Here is a 17,446-nt window from a genome sequence, read left to right on the forward strand (position 1 = left end):
GGCCGATGGATGATGACCGCCGTCCTGCGCGCCCGGTACCGACGCCACACAGAGGACCAGGCCGTACCTCCGTCCGCTGTCCCGCAACCCGGGCCGACGGCCTTGGCGGTCCGGGAGGGCGCCGGCCGTGGCGAGGGCCGGGCGCCCGCCACTACCCGGACCAGCCGGGCGCCCCGAGGGCGACGCACTCCCGCCGCTTGCCTGGAGGAAGCCTCCGGGTCAGCCAGGTCGCTCGCCCCGGGGGAGGGGGAGTACGGCCACCGGGGGCCGGTCCGAGGCGGGCAGCCCGAGCGCCACTCCGCCGACGTGGAACAGACGGTCGCGGTACGCGGCGAGGAAGGGGGCGCTCAGCGCGGAGTCGATGGCGCCTACGGGGCAGGCGGCCAGCCCCAGATCCGTGGCGGTCAGGCAGAGGGTCTGCATGAGGCAGCCGGTGTCGCGGTAGATCAGGGCGAGCGCCAGGCGGGAGTACTTCCAGGTGGTGCGCTGCGCGCACGAGGTGAGGTAGAGGCTGACCGGCGGTGGCGCGTCCATCCCGGCCGGCGCGACGACGAACCGCTGCTGCAGTGCGGTCAGGGCCTCGTCCCAGGGCGCCAGTTCGTCGAGACGGTGGCCGAAGGGGTCGTAGTGGTAGGCGCCGGGTTCGAGGCCGTCCACGCTCCGGGCCAGGACGTATACCTCCAGACTGTGCCGTGCGCCTCCCGACGGTGCCGGCCGCTGCGTCTGCTGGTACGCGAGCGGCGGCAGGTGACCGCGGACCCGGGCGGCCCGCTCCAGGAGGAGGGCCAGGGCGGTCAGGGGCACCGGCTCGGCCGCGTAGTGGCGGACGGTGCGCCGCTCGGCCAGCACCGCGGCCAGGGCACGGCTGCCCGCACCGGCGGGCTCGGGCAGTTGGATGGTGGCGGTCGCCTCGTCGTGGCGGAGGCGGGCGGGCGGTGAGGCCGCGAGGTCCCGCCCGCCGAGCCCCGCGGTACCCGCCTGCCGGTGCACGGCCAGTTCGTACGGGCTCCACCCGTCGTCCGGCGCGTCCTTGTCGTCGGGCGGGCATCGCCGGACGACGCCGGCGTCGGCCAGCCTCTCCAGGAGGGCCGCCACGGGGCCGGGGCCGGGCGACCGTTCCCACAGGCCGTGCAGCTCCTCGGCGGTGCGGGGCCGGTCGAGGTGGGACAGCAGGGTGACGAGGGCCGGGCGGATGGCGAACTGCCGCCAGTGGCGGCAGTCGCGCAGGACCAGACCGCCTTCGGCTCCCCATTCGGGGATCACGTCGGGGTTGCGGCGGTAGTGCCGGTGGTCGTTCATGCGGGGCCTCCGAAAGCCGTCAGAGGAACGGGAGGGGCAAGCGGTTGAGCTGCCCCTCGGTGAGCGGAGCGCCGCGCAGCCCCATGGCCACGGGCGCTCGGAAGACGCGCGGGCCGCCGAGGCGGTGGAAGTCGCGGCGCAGGGTGATCGGACACAGGCCGGGCACGATCGTCCGCACGACGGAGACACCGCACTCCCGCACGTCGATCGGGGTGATGTCGACGGTGATGGTCTCGTACCCGGCGGCGGCCAGCCGCCCGACGGCCTCGGTGAGTCGGGCGTGCCGGGATCGCCCGGCGGCCCGGGGGGCGGGCAGGGGGTGCAACGGGCCGTCCTGCAAGAACCGCAGGTGGCCGAGGCGGTCCGGGCTGCAGTAGTAGCGGCCGAAGTCCGTGACCGTACGCAGGTCCGCGTCGGGGTGGGGCACGCCTTCGGTGGGCAGTGTGCCCCGCACGGCTTCAAGGCACAGACACGCCTCCTCCAGGGCTCCCTGGAGCGCCTCGTGCACGTCGAGGGCCGCCCGGGCCGCGTGGCTGACGACGGGCTCGTCAGGGGTGCCGGTCACCACCTGCACCCCCACCACCGGAATGCCGAGGTCGGTGGTGAGGTCCTTGCACAGGACGCGGCCCTCGTCCGCCGCGAGCCGCTCCGCCATGTCGCGGGCCGGGCCGTCGCCGAGGAGGGACAGGTCCAGGGTGGGCAGGGTGAGCCGGTTGGACCAGGCGATGACGGTCGCGTCACGCTCCACCAGCTCCAGCAGGCCGCCCAGGGCCGCGTGGGCGGCGTCGCGCCCGGCCGCCAGCCCGTTGGAGATGGGGTTGAACCAGGGCTTGTGCCCCCGCGGGAAACGGTACGGGAGGTAGACGGCACAGGCGGGTACGTAGCGCGGGCGCCGGGTCGTCAGGGAGACGCCCCGCACCCAGTCGATCTCGGCGTCCGGGTCGAACGGGCCGAGGCGGGGCAGACGTGCGTACTCCGCGTCCGACCCCAAGGGCAGCGTGCGGGGGTCGACCGCCGCCTCGCCCAGCGCGGACAGGGTGGAGCGGACCAGGTTCGCCGGGTCGTACACGCCCGCCGCGTACCGCTCCATCGTCTCCCCGAGGGCGCACACCCGGGCGGTGTCGGGGTCCCACTTGTTCGCGGCGCCCTGCGGCTGGGCCTTGACCGGTGAGAACCAGGTCGTGGTCGGCATTCCGGTGGTGTAGGCGCTGGTGGTGGCACCCGGCTGGTCGTCCTCGAGCACGCGCATGCCGCCGACGATTCCGGTCAGCGGGCTCACGGCATGGCGCATGCGCTCCCAGTCGGCGCCGCTGCCGTGCTCGGTCTCGGCGGCAGCGGCCTCGGGCAGCGCGTCGGCGCGGGGCGTGGGGCGGACGCCTGCGGGACACCCCGGGCAGTGCGGCGTGTGCAGCAGGCGGTGCCGGGTGCGCTCCAGCGACGCGTGGTCCACTTCCAGCAGGTAAGGCGGGTCGTGGGGCGCCGAGTCGGGCAGGGCCCGCAGCAGTTCATGGGCGAGGGTGCCGGCGGCGACGGCCGTGGTGGGCCAGGGGGAGCTGTCCGCCGCGCCCATCAGTGTCTCCAGAGGCAGGTCCGCGATCGCCTGCCAGGTGTGGTTGGCGCGCAGGCGTCGGACCAGGCACACCGGGCACGGGGTCGTCGGCGAGGCCAGCCGGGTGAACAGCAGCCGGGTGGGCGTGCTCAGATACGCCACCAGCGCGCCACCGGTCTCGGCCGACCACCGTGCCCAGGCGCCCAGTTCGGTCTCGTCCGCCGACAGCGGCACCAGTGCCGCCGCGCGGCCGGCTCCCTCGACGGCAGGGGGGATCCCGGTGTCCTCGACCCGTGCTCCCGCCGCCGCGAGCAGCCGGCGGACGGCCTCCTGAAGCGGGCCCCGCCCGACGGTCAGTACGGTGCCGTCGGCCACGCCCGCCGCGTCGTACAGCGGGTGGGTCGGCACGGGGCCGCTCTCGGCGAGCAGACCGCGCCGGCGCAGCCCCGTCACGGCCGGTTCCGGCAGGGCGTCCGGGCGCACGAAACCGTCGCTCCCGTCCAGCTGCTCCGGGGTGGCTCCGCGAAGCCGGAGCGTGCCGGTGCTGGCACAGACGTACAGCAGACCGGACCGGGCGAGGAGGCGGACGTCGGGGCGGGTGACGATCGACGGGGCGGGGGAGGGCGGCTGGCTCGGCTGCGCGTTCATGACGGCCCACCTTCGGCGTGGTCGGACGGCGAGAAGGGTGTGCCCCGCCCCCGGCGGGGGCGGGGCGCCTCTCGAGCGGCTAGTCGATCTCGTATTCCTCGTCCGACACCGCCGCGGAGTGGCAGCAGGTACAACCGGCCGCCACCTCGGGCTCCGGAACGGCCATTTCCTCGAACATGTCTTGGATGTCTTCCATCGCCTTGCCTCATTTCGTGGAAGGTCGTGCGTGGCGCGCCGAAAACGCGACACGCGTCGGTCGCCCAGTGCATGCCCCCGAGCCGCGCGCCGGAAAGCCACGTGGCGTCGTCACGCCGTTCGGTGCGTTTCTCCGCGCGTGCGCGCCCCGGAAAGCGCCCGCAGAAACCCTTGCCGGAAACCGGGGTGATGCCGGAACTCCTGAAGCGCCGCCATGTGCCGCTCGGCGTCCGAGAGCCTCGCGTGGCGGAGGTTCTCCTCGTACGGCGGGGTGAAGCGGCTCTCCAGCGCGGCGGCGTACCGCTCCAGCGCCGCCGCTGTCCGACCGCGGTCGCCCAAGCCGTCGCCGAGGCACTCGTCGAGCAGTGCCGCCTGCTCGAAGGCGTCGGCGATGCCCTGCGCGCCGAGGGGGTCCTTGTGGAGCGCGGCGTCCCCGACCAGCGCCCATCCCGGTCCGGTCGACCGGCGGAAGAAGTTGGGCAGGTCCCCGCAGCAGTGGAGGCGGTCCGCCCGGCGGGCGCCCGCCACCGCCTCCCGCAGTCCGGGCGCCGCCCGCCCGACCAGGTCGAGGTACAGCCGCTCGCGGTCGCGGCGCTCCCCGAGCGGATGGTCAACGGGGAACTGGACGTTGACCAGCGTCAGGCCGTCGTGCGTCGGGATCGCGGCCGCACCGACGCCCTGACCGAGGAAGAGCCGCAGGGACGGGTCATCCAGACCGTCCCAGTACGTGTACCACGCCCGGGTGAGCCTGCCGTCCCACCGCGTGTACGGGGCGTCGGCCAGGCGCGCCACCGTCGAACGGCGCCCATCCGCTCCGATGACCAGGCGGGCCCGCTCGACCCGGGCCCGGCCGTCGGGCGCCCGGCACACCACGCCGGCGACCGAGCCGTCCTCCCAGTGGAGCCCCGTGACGGAGACCCCCTGGCGGAACTCGACGCCCGCCCGGACCGCGCCCCGGGCCAGGACGTCGTCCAGTACGTACCGCCGGGGCGCGCAGACCATGCGAGGCTCCCCGTCGGCCGCCGGTAGCGGCCCCTCCACACGTATCCCGGCGCCCGTGAACGACAGCGTCGTCAGAGGCGGGCACCCGGTGGCCAGCACATCCGGCAAAAGCTCCCACTGCGCCAGGAGTTCCATGCCGCGCAGATGAATGAACAACGTGGACAGGGTGTCATGCGGAAAGGCGGACCTTTCCAGCAGCAGTACGCGATACCCACGCCTCGCCAAAAGCATCGCCGTGGTCGATCCCGCGCACCGGGCACCCACGATCGCCACATCGAACATACGCGTCCCGGACAGGGGGGAATCGGCAGGAAAAAAGAAAAGGCGGGGTGGACGATCTCGCGCGAACTCCCCGCCCCTCTGTCTTATGCGCGGCCCCACCGGCGCGGAACCCGCCGGCATCGCACCTGACGCCAACTCGCCAACGCTTCCTCCGCCTCGACACCCTCGACGGCCCCCGCTTCCGACGGCCCCCCCTTCCGACGGCGCCCGCTTCGGGTGTCAGCCGACCGCCGGCGCGGGCCACAGCGGGGCCGCGTACTGCCCGCACCTGCACCCCGAGATGACCAACGCCCCCCGGGCTGGGTTCTTCCCGGCCCGAGGGGCGTGGTTGCGGGTCGCCTCTGTAGGGGCTGGTGTTACTTGAGGTAGACGAGACCGTCGGTGGTGATGGCGGGGCGGCCTGCGGTGCCGACGACCACGATCCTGACCGTGTGCTTGGCGCTGGTGGCCCAGGTCTTGGTCCAGATGGCGTCGCGGTACTTGGTGGTGGCCGACTTCAGGTCGACGGTGGCGGCCTTGACGCCGTCGACGTACACGTACGCCTGGCCGGAGTTCGCGGCGCGGGAGACGACCCAGGCGGCGGAGCGGCCGGTGAAGGTCCAGGTCAGACTGGCGTTCTTGGTGGAGGACGCCAGGGACTTGCCACCGAGGTAGCTGGTGGAGGACTTCGCCGCCCAGGTGCCGGACTTCGTGGCGGCGGTCTCCTGGAGGATGACGTGGGTACCGGAGACGGAGGCGCCGGCGGTGTTGCCGGCCCGGTCGTGGGCGGTCAGGCTCCAGGTCGTGGCCGCGCCGGACTTGGCCGTGTGAGCGGCGGAGTAGACGCTCGGGCCGTACGTCCTGGCCACGGGGCTCGTCAGGCGCACCTCCTTCAGCGCGGTGGTGTCGGTGGCCTTCCAGCTGAGGGTGAGCGGGACGGCGGTGGTGTCGACGGTGCCGGCGCGCAGGGCGAGCGCGGGCCTGGTGGTGAAGACCGGCGCGGTGGTCTCGGCGACCACGGTCGCGGCCGGGGTGGTCGTGGTGCGGCCGGAGTGGTGGACGGCGCGGACCTGGACCTTGCGGGTGCCGGGCGGGAGCGCCGTCGTGGCGGAGGTCGCCGAGCCGGTGGCGGTGGCGGCGACCTGGCCGTCGACGAGCAGGTCGTGGCTCTTGACCAGGGTGGAGGGAGTGGTGGAGGTCCAGTTCACCGTGAGGGACGACTTCGTGTAGTACGTCGTGCCCGACAGGTTCGCCCCGGTGATCGACTTGATGGCGAGCCCGGCCACCGGGCCGGCCGCCCAGGAGCGCAGGGTGGGCAGTTGACCGTAGAAGGCGTCGCCCGGGCACTGGGTGTTGTAGCCGTCGCGGTGGCCGTGGATCACCGGGAACGACACCTGCGCGCCCTTGGCCCACGTCCTGCCGAAGAAGCTGCGCCCGCCGTCACCGGCGGTGAGGGTGGTGGTGCCGGCCGGGTCGACGCCGTACTGGCCCAGCTTCCACGCCGCGACCCGCGCGACGGCGGTCATCGCGGCCTGCGAGGGAGCGGTGTCGGTGTAGGTGCCCAGGACGGAGATGCCGGTCGTCTCGGCGTTGAAACCGTAGGCGTGCGCACCCTGCACCGGTTGGTCCACGCCGCCCTTGCGGCCCTCGTAGACGGTGCCGCACTTGTCGACGAGGAAGTTGTAGCCGATGTCCTTCCAGCCCAGCTGCTTGACGTGGTACGCGTAGATGCCGCGCACCACCGCGGGCGCCTGCTCGCACGTGTAGGTGTTGGACTCGGCGGTGTGGTGCACCACCACGGCCTTGACCTGCCCGCCCGGCAGGTAACCGGGGGCCTCGGGGCTGATCGACTCGTCCGCGCCCCAGTCCGCCCGGTGGGTGATCGGCGGGCGCGGCATCGTCGACGGCGGCGCCGGCGGCACCGTCACCGTCGTACTCGGGCTCGGGCTCACGCCGGCGCTGGGGCTCGCCGGCGGGGTGGACGGCACGGAGGCCGACGGCGAGGGCGGAGCGCTCGTCGTGGGTTCGCCGGTCGGCTCCTGGCTGACCGGCGGCGTCGTGACCGGTTCCCCGCTGGGCGTCACCGACACCACCGGCTCCGGCTCCGGCTCGCTCCCTCCCGGCGCGGGCGTGGTCTCCGCCGGGGTGGGCGGCTCGGTCTCCTCCAGAGCGAACGCCGCCGGAGCCATGCCCCTCACGCCACCCGTCTTGGGGTCCACCATGTCCAGCCGCAGCCCGGCCGGCAGCTTGCCCGACGTCGTCCCGCCCGCACGCAGCCGCACCTCGACACCGTCGGACGGGCCCACCCACGCGGGCTCGGTACCCCCGCGCGCGGCGCCGTCCTCGCCCTGGCCGCTGTCGCCCTCCAGCCGCAGCCACGACGACCACCGCCCCGAACCGGCCGCACGCGTACGGACCTCGACCGTCCCGGCGACCCGCGCCGACGGCTCCGTCCACGTCACGCCCAGCATGCTGAACGGCCGGGTGCCCTCCTCCTTCAGCGCCGCCGAACGACCGTCGGCAGCGGCCATGATCGGCTCCGTACGCGCCTCCGCCACCACCGGACGAGGCTTGCCGTCCACCGCCTCGGTGGTCGCCTCCGTCCCTGTCACCCCCTGGAGGACCAGTACACCGGTGACACCCGCCACGGCGGCACTCGCCGCCACCACTATCCGACGCCGCTTCACGCAGCCCCCACCCCTCGCAAACGAAAACCGCGACCAGCCGCGCATCCGCCGGCCACGGCATCCACGCGCGCACGAAGGCTACACACAGACGAGTGCGCCCCCTTCCGTACCGCGCGCATGGAACCGTGTGTACGGGGTACAAGCAGCCCTTTTCATTGACCGTGAGCAAGGTCACAGGGCTGTCAGCCCGGGCGCTGTGGGAGCGAACCGAGACGTCCTGACCCCGGCCGCGGGCCGGCGCCCTCGGGGTCGTTAACGTCGCACTTCCACCGTGGCGTCGCCCGATCCCCAAGCAGGAAGCATGTGTCATGACCCAGCAGATCCTTGAGCGTGTCAGCGGGTACGAGCGTCGGTTCAACACGCTGTTCGAGGAGTACTTCGACACGTTGAGCGCTGCACTCGATGTGCCGTCGTTCAGCCGGTTCACCCCGGAGTGCCTCGCCCTTCTGCGGGAGTTGTCCCTGCGCGGCGGGAAGCGGATGCGGGTCGTGCTGCTGCATGAAGCGGCGCGTCTGGTGACGGACGGGCCCGCCGAGGGGCTGGACGCCGCCGCGCTGAGCATCGAGCTGCTGCAGACCCACGGCCTGGTGCACGACGACCTCATCGACGACAGCCCCGTCCGCCGCGGCGGCCCGTCCACCTACTACGCCTACCGCCGGCAGTTCCCCGACCACCCGCGGACAGCCCTGGGCCTGACCGTCCTCGCGGGCGACCTCGCCCTGGCCCTGTCGCTGCGGGTACTGCTGGAGTCCACGGCGCCTGCCGGGGTGCGGCAGGCCATGGTGGAGGTGCAGACGCGGGCGGCGGCCGACACGTTCCTGGGCCAGATCGTCGACCTGGAACGCGACTTCGCCGGCGCACCGGACGAAGGGACCCTGCACTGCGTGGCCGACTACAAGTCCGCCCGCTACTCGATCCTCGCGCCCCTTCAGCTCGGCCTCCTGGCCGCGGGCGAACAGCCGCAGCGCTTCGACGGAGAACTGCGCGAGTACGCAAGGCTCGTCGGGATCAGCGCGCAGATGCGCGACGACTTCCTGGACCTGTTCGGGGACGCGGACACCATGGGCAAGCCGACCGGCACCGACCTGCGCGACGGCAAGCACAGCTACACCGTCCGTGCGCTCCTCGCGGCCGTCGACGACGCCGAGCGGCGCGTGGTGGAGGCCGCGCTCGGCGATGCGACCTGCACGCCCGAGACGATCGCCGCCGTCCGTGAGATCGGCGAACGCCGCGGCGTGGCCGACCGGATGCGTGCGGACATGCGCCGCTACGCGCAGCAGGCATCGGCGGTGGCCACCGGCTGGCGGCCTCGGTGGCGGGACGAGGCAGTCGGCTTCTTCGAACAGCTGCCGCTGTGGAGCATCGAGCGAGCCAGGTGACCGGCGAACGCACCACCTACATGGTCTGCCCGGCCGAAGGACAGCCGGCGGGCGGGGGATCGTCCGTCGCCGCATGCGGGACCTGGACCATCGGATCGGCCAGGGCCTGTCGCCGGAGACCGGGGAGGCTGTCGGCGCCGGGCGAAGCCGTCTCGATGCGGAAGCACACGCTGGTCGTGTCACCACCGCAGGCCGCGGCCACGACAGCGAGGGGCACCCCTGGCGCGCAGGGCCCTGATCTGCTCGTGTATGCGGTGGGTGCCCGGGTCATCGAGGTGACAGGGAAACACCACACGGTGGGCGGTGGTCAACGTGCCCGCCGCGTCTCACCGGGCAGTGCCGGTGGCCGGCCGCAGGGGAGACCGGCGGCGGGTGGGCGTGGTCACAGACCCGGGCACCTCCTGAAGAGATCGGAGCCACGCACAAGAGGAGCCTCGCCCTCGAACCCGGGATGGATCGTCGACACTGCCGGAGGGGTCGTGCGGTTCGGCGACTTCGGTCCGCGGGCCCTCAGCGGGCGTAGTCGGCGAGGTCATGCAGGGCGGCGAGCCAGTGTTCTCCCAGGCCGTCCGCACCGGTCAACGCGTCGTCGGCGAGGACGGTCAGGCGGGCGGTGTCGTCGTAGCCGGTGAGGGCGATGTGGCAGAGCTGGTTTCTGATCAGCGGGGTGACAATGGCGCCGTGTGTGGCGCGGGCGCCTTGGTGCAGCAGGGCGGGGCCGACATTGACGTTGGAGCAGTCCATGGCGACCGGACAGACCGAGGCCACGCGCGCGCCGAAAGCCGCTGCCAGCCGTAGCGGTACGGCCGCCAGCAGGAGGCGGGCGGCGTCCCGGTGCCCGCTTTCGCGCAGCCGCGCTGTCTGGGCGGTCACCCGGGTCAGCGCCTGCAGGGGTGAGACGGCGTCACAGGGCAGCGTGAGCAGTGAGCTGACCACGTCGTTGAGGGGAGCGTCGGCGCGTTCGGGTGTGCGGATCGACAGCGGCACGGAGACGCGTACCGCAGGGTGAGGCTCTCCGGCGAGCTGCCGATGGAGGCGTCCCACGGCGAGGGCGAGAGCCCCCAGGTGCACGTCGTTGATCGTGGCCCCGAGGTTTCGGCCGATCGTGCGCAGGGTGCGCAAGGGCACATCGGTGTGGGCGAGGCGGGCGACACCGGTGGCCTGGCCGCTGAAAGCTGGGCCCAGCCGCGGCGGGCGCATGGCCAGGGCCACGTCCTTGCACGCGGAGGCCATGCCCCGGGCCCGCACGGGTCGGGGGGTGTGCAGGCGCGGCAGGGCACCGGCGGGGGCGGGCTGGTCCTCGAGCAGGTCCCGGGCGATACGGCAGGCGCCGGTACCGTCCAGTAGGACGTGATCGATACGGAAGCACAGGGTGTGGGAGCCGCGAGCGCGCCGGATCAGCCAGACGTCCCACGTGGGCGCGGGAGCGGGTGGCAGAGGACGGCTGAGCATCGACTCGGCGGCCTGGGTGGCGTCCTTGTCACCGGGCAGGTCCACAGCGAAGACGTGGTGGTCGGCGACGGGCGGGGGAGTCAGGAGCGCGCTACGTCCGCCGGCCTCGACGCGGTAGCGCAGTGCGGGCAGGCGGAAGGCCCGTTCCGCGACGCGCACACCCAACGCGGTCGGTTCCGGGGCAGTGCCTTCGAAATCAAGGAGGTAGCACACGGGTCTCGACTGGTGGCCGGCCCCGGCATGAAGCACGGCGTCGACCGCCCCGAGTCGCAGTCGACGGGGTGGCGCAGCAGGCGGTCCGGACAGCACGGTGCGATGCCTCCTGGAGGATGGAGCGAGGGGTGGTCGCCCGCTGCGTTCCCGGCAGGAGCGAGTGTCCCGTCCCGCCCGCCGCGGCAGGCGCAGCACCTCCTTGTATGGGCCTGACCCTGTTCGTCGCTTACGGCGCACCGATACGGATCCCGATTGCGCCCCGAATAGCGCCAATTTCTCCCTTTTCGCGCCCGAAGGGCGGGGTTGTACCGGGAGGGAACGCCGACATGGGAACTGCGCCCCATCCAGGTCAGGCAGTCCGGCCCGGCGGCTGAGCCCGAGCGCACTCCGACCTCGCGCTCCGACTCTCGGTGCTGCCGAAACCCGGATGGCCGACGGCACCCTCAAGCACGCCCGCGCTGCGGCTGCGGCTGCGGCGACCCGGGCCCGGATCGCCGCCGTGATCGACCCAGCCCTGGCGTCCGTTGCGTCGCAGCCGTCCACGGTCGCGCGCATGGTTACGGTACAAGGGCAGCTACCAGCGCGTTCGCGCCGACCTGCGCGAGAAACGCACCTCACCACGATCTGTTGCTGCGCGAGAGGTACGCCCGCGACGGGGAGGCGAGGGGGCCCGCTCAGGGACCGAGAGGCAGGGAGAGGCGGGGGTGTCCGAAGGTCAGACGCGCTCCGGCGGGGTTGGCCGAGCGATAGACCAGGTCCTCCGTGTCGATGACCACGGCGAGTCGACGACCGCGGGGGACGTCGTAGGCGGTGGCGTGCATGTCCAGGGTGACGGTGAACCGGTGGCCGGGGGCACGGTCGGTGAAGGTGTAGGGCGCGTGGCTGATGAGACGGCCCACACCGAGGGCGTCCTGTTCGTAGAGGTAGACGAAGAAGGTGCCGGTGGAGGCGCTGGGCGTCACCGGCACGGTGACACGGGTGGTGCCGCGCAGGGGTGTGGGGGCGGTGGTGAAGCCCGCCGCGTGCCAGACGGCGGTGGTGGTGCGGGGCAGCAGCGGCAGCACCGCCAGGGGTGGCAGGCCGCGCTTGTCCAGGGCCGGTGAGAGGAGGGGCAGCCCGGTGTCGGCGCCCGCGCCGTGCCCCGTGCGGATGGTGACGGGCCCATGGTGAAGAAGCTCCGACCGTTCACGCCGCGCGGTCATGGAGCGCCAGTCGGCGTGCCGCTCCTCCGCGTTCCCCTGGCGCGGCCGCAGGAGGAAGGGAGCGGCGTCCTCGACGGCGGTGCGCTGGTCACGCACGTGGTCGTCGAGCCACCGCTGTGTCCTGCGGCAGACGTCGATGCGCACGCCGGTGAGGCAGTAGATGCCGTGTTCGGCGTGTTCGCCGGGCCGCATCTCCAGATGCCTGGGGCCGTCGAGGGAGTCGAAGAGGTGACCGATCTGATCCGGTGGTGCCAGCAGCGTGTCCGTCCAGTGGTTGACCAGGAACACCGCTGTCCGGTGGGCGTTGAGGGCGGCCACGTACTGCTGGGGGGACCGCTGGCGGGCCCATGCCCGCACGTGCTCGGGGACGCGGCCGGAGAACAGGGCGCGTTTCATCTCGACCATCTCATCGGACGGCTTGCCGAGCAACCGGGCGAAGCCGTGCTGCGTGGACGCCTTGAAGGCCGCTGGGGTGTCATGGCGGAAGAACGTGTCCTCCAGGTCCGCCCAGCCGTCCATGGCGGCCACGGCGTCGATCCGCGGGTCGGACGCCGCGCCGAGCAACCCGATGCCGGCCCCGTAGGAGTATCCGAGGACGCCGACGCGCCGCAGGTCGACGCCCAGACGGCGACCCGCCCAGGTGATGACGGACGACAGGTCGTGGACGTCGCGGGGGCCGGCGGAGTCGATGCGCCCCGTGGAGGCACCCCAACCCCGCGGCGAGTACGTGACCACCAGGTACCCGGCGTCGGCGTAGTGGCGCGCCTCGGTGTTGTACGGAGCCTTGCCGAACGCCCAGGTGCCCGGCATCACCAGGAGCGGCGGACGCTCCCCGGCCGCCGCCCGCCGTGGGACGTGGACGGTGGCGCTGAGCGCGACACCCGGCTCGGTCGTGATGCGGTGGTCGGCCGGGCGGGGCGACACCGCGTCGACGGCCGGGGGAGTGGTGGCGGGTTGTGTGGCGAAGGCCCCGGACGACACGGTCACCACGCAGACCGCTCCGGCGACGGCAGCCGTCCAGGCGGGGCGGGGACGTTTCCGTCCGCGTCCGGGGGACGGGGCGTACGCCGGGGTGGCGGACCAGCGAATGGGCATGGACTCTTCGATCCTCGGTGGTCAGGCCGCCGGGTGCGCCGACGCGGCCGGCACACCCGGCCGGGGGCCGTCGTGGGTGTGGGGGAGGCGGCGGCAGTACGGCAGACGCGCGCAGTCCTCGCCTCGGAAGTGGGTGAGGAGCAGCTGCGCGTACTCGCGGTCGCGCTGCACGAAGGACAGGTGGTCGGTCTCCGCGATCGTGACGCAGGTGCCCCGGGGGTAGGCGGTGGCCAGCCGGCGCCCGCCCTCGGGAGGCGTCAGGGTGTCGAACTCGCCGGTGCACACGAGTGTGGGCGTGTCCGGCAGCGGGCCGTCGTAGGAGACCTGCGAGGTGTAGAGCCGGCGCGTGTTGGAAATGATCTTGGACCGTGCCTGTCGCGGTACGCGCACCAGCGCCCCGTGGACCATCCGGCGCACCGCGGCATGCCGGTGCACGGGCCCGGGCGGGCAGGCGGGGGAGAGGTGGTCGACCGCCATCCGGGCGAACGACTCTACGTCGCTGGCCTTCAGGAGGTCTGTGAAGTGACGTAGAGCGGCCACCTCCTCCTCCCGCAGCGGCTGCCGCGGATCGGCCGCCCCGGTCAACACCAGGCTGCGCACGACGTCCGACCCGTACCGCTGCGCCAGCCGATGGGCGACGAGCGCGCCGTAGGAGACCCCCACCAGGTCGTACCGCTCGAAACCCGCCGTGCGCATCGCGTGGTGCGCCGCCACGGCGAGGAAGTCGATGCCGTGGTGCGCGGGGAGTTCGTCGGCCATCCCGTACCCGGGCAGGTCGAGCGTGACGACCGTGGTGTGCCGCCGGAAGACGGACTCGTGGCGCCGCCATGAGCGCATGTCCTGGAACGCGCCGCCGAGGAAGAGCACAGGGGCCGTGCGCGACCGGGCGTGGGCGAGCACGCGGCGGTAGTACGCGAACCCCTCGTGCTCCAGCCGGTCGACCGCTTCAGTCGCCACGGCCGTCGCTTCCCTCGCCGCGTCCGGGCGGCGCCGGGGTACGGGCGGTGACCGGGCGGGCGGCTCCGCGGGTCGTCCCGGCCGGTGTCAGGCGGACCACGGTGTTGATGACGTGGTCCATGACGTCGGACGCGGGGGCGTCGGTCAGGTTGGACAGGAGCCGGACCATGAAGCGCATGGCGCGGGGCGACCGGACGGCGTTCTGGGTGACCAGCGCGGTGAAGGCGGGCCGGGCCATGAGGGCGGAGAAGCCCCGGCCGACACGGTAGTAGCGGCCCAGCCGGTGGGCCATCTCGCGTGGATAGTGCTCCATGGCGCGGTCCCGGGACGGGCCGGCGGAGCGGGCCAGGGCCTGGGCGGCGACCTCGGCGGCGAGCTCCGCGGACTCCATGGCGTAGGCGATGCCCTCACCGTTGCACGGGTTGACCATGCCTCCGGCGTCACCGATCAGCATCAGCCCCGGCCGGTAGTGGGGGAGCCGGTTGAACCCCATCGGCAGGGCCGCGCCGCGCAGCGGGCCCTCCGCGTTGCCCGCGTCGCGCAGTCCCCACGCGACCGGAGTGCGGGCCAGCCAGGCGTCGAGGAGCCCGGACATCTCCATGGAGCCGGTCCGGGAGTCGTTGAGGACGCCGAGGCCGACGTTGACCCGGCCGTCGCCCATGGGGAAGATCCACGCGTATCCCGGGAGGATGCGGCCGTCGTGGCGGCGCAGGTCCAGCCAGGTCTCCAGATAGGCGTCCTGGTGCTTGGCGGGACTGCGGAAGTACCGCCGGACGGCGGTGCCGAGTGGGCGTTTCTTCAGCCGCTCGATCCCGACGGCCACGGCGAGGCGCCCGGCGACGCCGTCGGCTGCGATGACCAGGGGCGCGGTGAAGGTTTCGGACCGGCCGTCCTCGCCGGTCGCGAGGACGCCGACGACCCGCCCGGCGCGGTCGAGCAGGGGCCGCGTGACCTTCGTGCCGGTGTGCAGCCGGGCCCCGGCCGCCGCGGCGTGTCGGGCGAGGAGGTCGTCGAAGTCGTCCCGGGCGCGGGTGAGGCCGTAACCGGGGAACCGTCCGCACTCGGGCCAGTCCATTTCCAGCGTGTGCCCGCGGGAGACGAAGCGCAGGCCCCGGTTGCGTGTCCATCCCGACGCGGTGGTGTCGACACCCATGCGCACCAGCTGCTGTACGGCGCGGGGCGTCAGGCCGTCGCCGCAGACCTTCTCCCTGGGGAAGCGCGCCTTCTCCAGCACGACGACGTCCAGACCCTGGCGTGCCAGGTGGTAGGCGGCGGTGGACCCTCCGGGGCCCGCGCCCACCACGATGACCTGCGCCTCCGTCGTCCGTGAGGCGCTCATGCGCCGGCCTCCTCGGGCGGGGAGGCGGGGCGCGTGGCGCGGTGCAGGGCGACGACGCCGCCGGTGAGGTTCCGCCATGACACGCGGGTCCAGCCCGAGCGGGCGATCACGTCGGCGAGCGCGCGCTGGTCGTGCCAGGCGCGGATGGTGTCCGCGAGGTAGGTGTAGGCGTCGGGGTTGCTCGACGTCCAGCGGGCGATACGGGGCAGTCCCCCCATCAGGTAGCGCAGGTAGACGGTGCGGAACGGCTCCCACGTGGGGTGGCTGAACTCGCAGACCACCAGCCGTCCCCCGGGCCGTACGACCCTGCTCATCTCGCGCAGCGCGGTGGGTGCGTCCACGACGTTGCGCAACCCGAACATGATGGTCACCGCGTCGAACCGCGCGTCCTCGAAGGGGAGGGAAAGAGCGTCACCCACCTGGAGGGTGACGTCCCGGTGCGCGCCCCGGCCCACCATCCCGGGCGAACGGTCGATGCCGACCACGGTCGCGCCCGAGCGTGCCAGGGCTTCGGTCGAGACGCCGGTGCCGCACGCCACGTCCAGGCACCGCTCTCCGGGGCGCAGCGCGAGTGCCTGGCGGGTACGGGCCCGCCAGATCCGGTCCTGCCCCGCGGAAAGGACGGTGTTGGTGATGTCGTAGCGGTGTGCCGCCTGGTCGAACATGCGGGTCACGGCGTCGGGTTGTCTGGCGAGCGTCGCCCTCGACATGAGTGCTCCTGCCGTCCTGGGCCGTCCGGGCCCGTGGTCAAAGGTTGCCGCGTCGTTCCTGTTCGCGTTCCACGGCCTCGAAGAGCGCCTTGAAGTTGCCCTTGCCGAAGCCCTGGCTGCCGTGGCGTTCGATGAGTTCGACGAAGAACGTCGGTCGATCCACCAGGGGGCGGGTGAAGATCTGGAGGAGGTAGCCGTCCGCGTCCCGGTCCACCAGGATTCCTCGCGACCGCAGTTCGGCGATGTCCACGCGCACGGAACCGATCCGCGTCCGCAGCCGCGGATCGTCGTAGTAGGTGTTCGGGGTGGGCAGGAAGGCGACGCCGGCGGCCCGCAGCGCGTCCGTCGCGGCGACGATGTCGTCCGTCTCCAGGGCGATGTGCTGGGTGCCGGGGCCCCGGTGGTAGGCGAGGTACTCGTCGATCTGTGACCTGCGCGCACCGACGGCCGGTTCGTTCAGCGGCAGTTTGACCTTGCGGGTGCCGTCGGCGACGACCTTGCTCATCAGGGCCGAGTAGGTGGTCGAGATGTCCTCGCCGACGAACTCGGCCATCAGGGAGAACCCCATGGTGCGCCGGTAGAAGTCGACCCACTCGTCCAGCAGGCCGAGTTCGACGCACCCGACGACGTGATCGATGCCGTGGAAGAGCGGGGGGCCGGTCGGCCGGGGGCCACCCGGGGCGGGTGGCTCGAAGCCGGGGAGGAAGGGCCCTCGGTAGGAGCCGCGTTCGACGACCGTGTGGCGCAGCTCGCCGTAGGTGGCGATGGCCGCGGTGCGCACCTCACCGAACCGGTCCTGTTCCCGCCGGGGTTCCTGCAGGACCCGCGCGCCGGCGGCCACGGCGTGAGCGAGCCCTTCCTCCAAGTTCCGCACCTCCAGGGCGATGTCGCTCACTCCGTCGCCGTGCGTGGCCGCCCACCGGGCGGCGGGGCTGTCCGGTTCGGCACCGCCCGTCACGACGAACCGCACGCCGCCCGAGGCGAGGACGTATTCAGCGTGGCCGTGCGGCGACGTCTCCGGGCGGCGGCACGCGGCGATCTCCATGCCGAAGACGCAGACGTAGAAGTGCGCTGCCTGGAGGGCGTTTCCCACACAGACCCGGATGTGGTCGATGCCCGCGATGTCCCAGGCCCGCGTGGGGCATGGGGGCGGGTCCGTGGCCGAAGCCGAAACAAGTGTCGTGGGTTCCAAGGCGATGTCCCATGCGGAGGGAATGGGTGACGTGGCCGCCGGGAAGCGACGCGCGTCATCACTATACGTGACAGCGCCAGTGCGTATAGTGATTGTGCGTTTCGGTTCGCCGGTCGCCAGGGTCACTTGCCGCACGTCGGCACCCGGCGGGCGGGGTCCCGCCACGGTCCACGAGCGATGAGCAGAGGGAATGTATGACAACCCACGTGACGGGCTCTCCGGTGCGTCCTTCAACCACCTCCGGCTCAGCGCAGCCGGCCGGACTC

At 72.9% G+C, this 17,446-nt stretch carries 11 protein-coding genes; 1 reads left to right on the forward strand and 10 read right to left on the reverse strand.

Going from position 1 to position 17,446, the window contains the following annotated elements; translation table 11 throughout:
• Positions 1-219: 219 nt before the first annotated feature.
• The 4 genes from LPA54_RS06505 to LPA54_RS06520 all read right to left on the reverse strand — a co-directional run bounded on the left by LPA54_RS06505 (position 220) and on the right by LPA54_RS06520 (position 7,485).
• Positions 220-1,299 carry a SagB family peptide dehydrogenase gene (locus tag LPA54_RS06505; protein ID WP_228974679.1) on the reverse strand — a complete coding sequence of 360 codons (1,080 nt, stop codon included), beginning with the start codon at positions 1,297-1,299 and terminating at the stop codon, positions 220-222.
• Between the two features lie 19 nt (positions 1,300-1,318).
• A complete protein-coding gene (locus LPA54_RS06510) occupies positions 1,319-3,496 on the reverse strand; it encodes a TOMM precursor leader peptide-binding protein (protein ID WP_228974681.1) in 2,178 nt (725 codons plus the stop codon).
• Positions 3,497-3,802: 306 nt separating this feature from the next.
• On the reverse strand, positions 3,803-5,095 hold the full coding sequence (locus LPA54_RS06515) for an NAD(P)/FAD-dependent oxidoreductase (RefSeq protein WP_306806464.1): 1,293 nt from the start codon (positions 5,093-5,095) through the stop codon (positions 3,803-3,805).
• A gap of 236 nt (positions 5,096-5,331) precedes the next feature.
• Entirely contained in the window at positions 5,332-7,485 is a 2,154-nt protein-coding gene (locus LPA54_RS06520) for an N-acetylmuramoyl-L-alanine amidase (RefSeq protein WP_228974811.1), read from the reverse strand.
• 464 nt (positions 7,486-7,949) lie between these two features.
• Between LPA54_RS06520 and LPA54_RS06525 the strand changes: the two genes are divergently transcribed.
• On the forward strand, positions 7,950-9,020 hold the full coding sequence (locus LPA54_RS06525; RefSeq protein WP_228974685.1) for a polyprenyl synthetase family protein: 1,071 nt from the start codon (positions 7,950-7,952) through the stop codon (positions 9,018-9,020).
• 510 nt (positions 9,021-9,530) lie between these two features.
• Here the strand turns inward: LPA54_RS06525 and LPA54_RS42840 are convergent.
• From LPA54_RS42840 to hppD, 6 genes are all read right to left on the reverse strand, one after another.
• Positions 9,531-10,631, reverse strand: coding sequence for a WS/DGAT domain-containing protein (locus LPA54_RS42840; protein WP_228974687.1), 1,101 nt, complete (start codon positions 10,629-10,631; stop codon positions 9,531-9,533).
• A gap of 728 nt (positions 10,632-11,359) precedes the next feature.
• Positions 11,360-12,982: an alpha/beta fold hydrolase gene (locus tag LPA54_RS06535; protein ID WP_228974689.1), complete on the reverse strand. Its 1,623-nt coding sequence runs from the start codon at positions 12,980-12,982 to the stop codon at positions 11,360-11,362.
• Between the two features lie 21 nt (positions 12,983-13,003).
• Entirely contained in the window at positions 13,004-13,939 is a 936-nt protein-coding gene (locus LPA54_RS06540; protein WP_228974691.1) for an alpha/beta fold hydrolase, read from the reverse strand.
• Positions 13,929-15,278 (reverse strand): geranylgeranyl reductase family protein, encoded by a 1,350-nt coding sequence (locus tag LPA54_RS06545; RefSeq protein ID WP_228974693.1) that lies wholly within the window; start codon positions 15,276-15,278, stop codon positions 13,929-13,931. The genes LPA54_RS06540 and LPA54_RS06545 overlap by 11 nt, the downstream gene beginning before the upstream one ends.
• On the reverse strand, positions 15,275-15,988 hold the full coding sequence (locus LPA54_RS06550) for a demethylmenaquinone methyltransferase (protein ID WP_228974696.1): 714 nt from the start codon (positions 15,986-15,988) through the stop codon (positions 15,275-15,277). The genes LPA54_RS06545 and LPA54_RS06550 overlap by 4 nt, the downstream gene beginning before the upstream one ends.
• Positions 15,989-16,025: 37 nt before the next feature.
• Positions 16,026-17,345, reverse strand: a complete 1,320-nt coding sequence (gene hppD, locus LPA54_RS06555; RefSeq protein ID WP_308112806.1) for a 4-hydroxyphenylpyruvate dioxygenase — start codon at positions 17,343-17,345, stop codon at positions 16,026-16,028.
• Positions 17,346-17,446 lie beyond the last annotated feature (101 nt).

The organism is Streptomyces sp. DH12 (assembly GCF_020873895.1).
Classification (GTDB): Bacteria; Actinomycetota; Actinomycetes; order Streptomycetales; family Streptomycetaceae; genus Streptomyces.

Bases quoted from the DNA above. Each gene is read 5' to 3' on its own strand.
- LPA54_RS06505 (WP_228974679.1), bottom strand. From the start codon at position 1,299: ATGAACGACCACCGGCACTACCGCCGCAACCCCGACGTGATCCCCGAA.
- LPA54_RS06510 (WP_228974681.1), bottom strand. From the start codon at position 3,496: ATGAACGCGCAGCCGAGCCAGCCGCCCTCCCCCGCCCCGTCGATCGTC.
- LPA54_RS06515 (WP_306806464.1), bottom strand. From the start codon at position 5,095: ATGCCGGCGGGTTCCGCGCCGGTGGGGCCGCGCATAAGACAGAGGGGC.
- LPA54_RS06520 (WP_228974811.1), bottom strand. From the start codon at position 7,485: ATGGCCGCTGCCGACGGTCGTTCGGCGGCGCTGAAGGAGGAGGGCACC.
- LPA54_RS06525 (WP_228974685.1), top strand. From the start codon at position 7,950: ATGACCCAGCAGATCCTTGAGCGTGTCAGCGGGTACGAGCGTCGGTTC.
- LPA54_RS06535 (WP_228974689.1), bottom strand. From the start codon at position 12,982: ATGCCCATTCGCTGGTCCGCCACCCCGGCGTACGCCCCGTCCCCCGGA.
- LPA54_RS06545 (WP_228974693.1), bottom strand. From the start codon at position 15,278: ATGAGCGCCTCACGGACGACGGAGGCGCAGGTCATCGTGGTGGGCGCG.
- LPA54_RS06550 (WP_228974696.1), bottom strand. From the start codon at position 15,988: ATGTCGAGGGCGACGCTCGCCAGACAACCCGACGCCGTGACCCGCATG.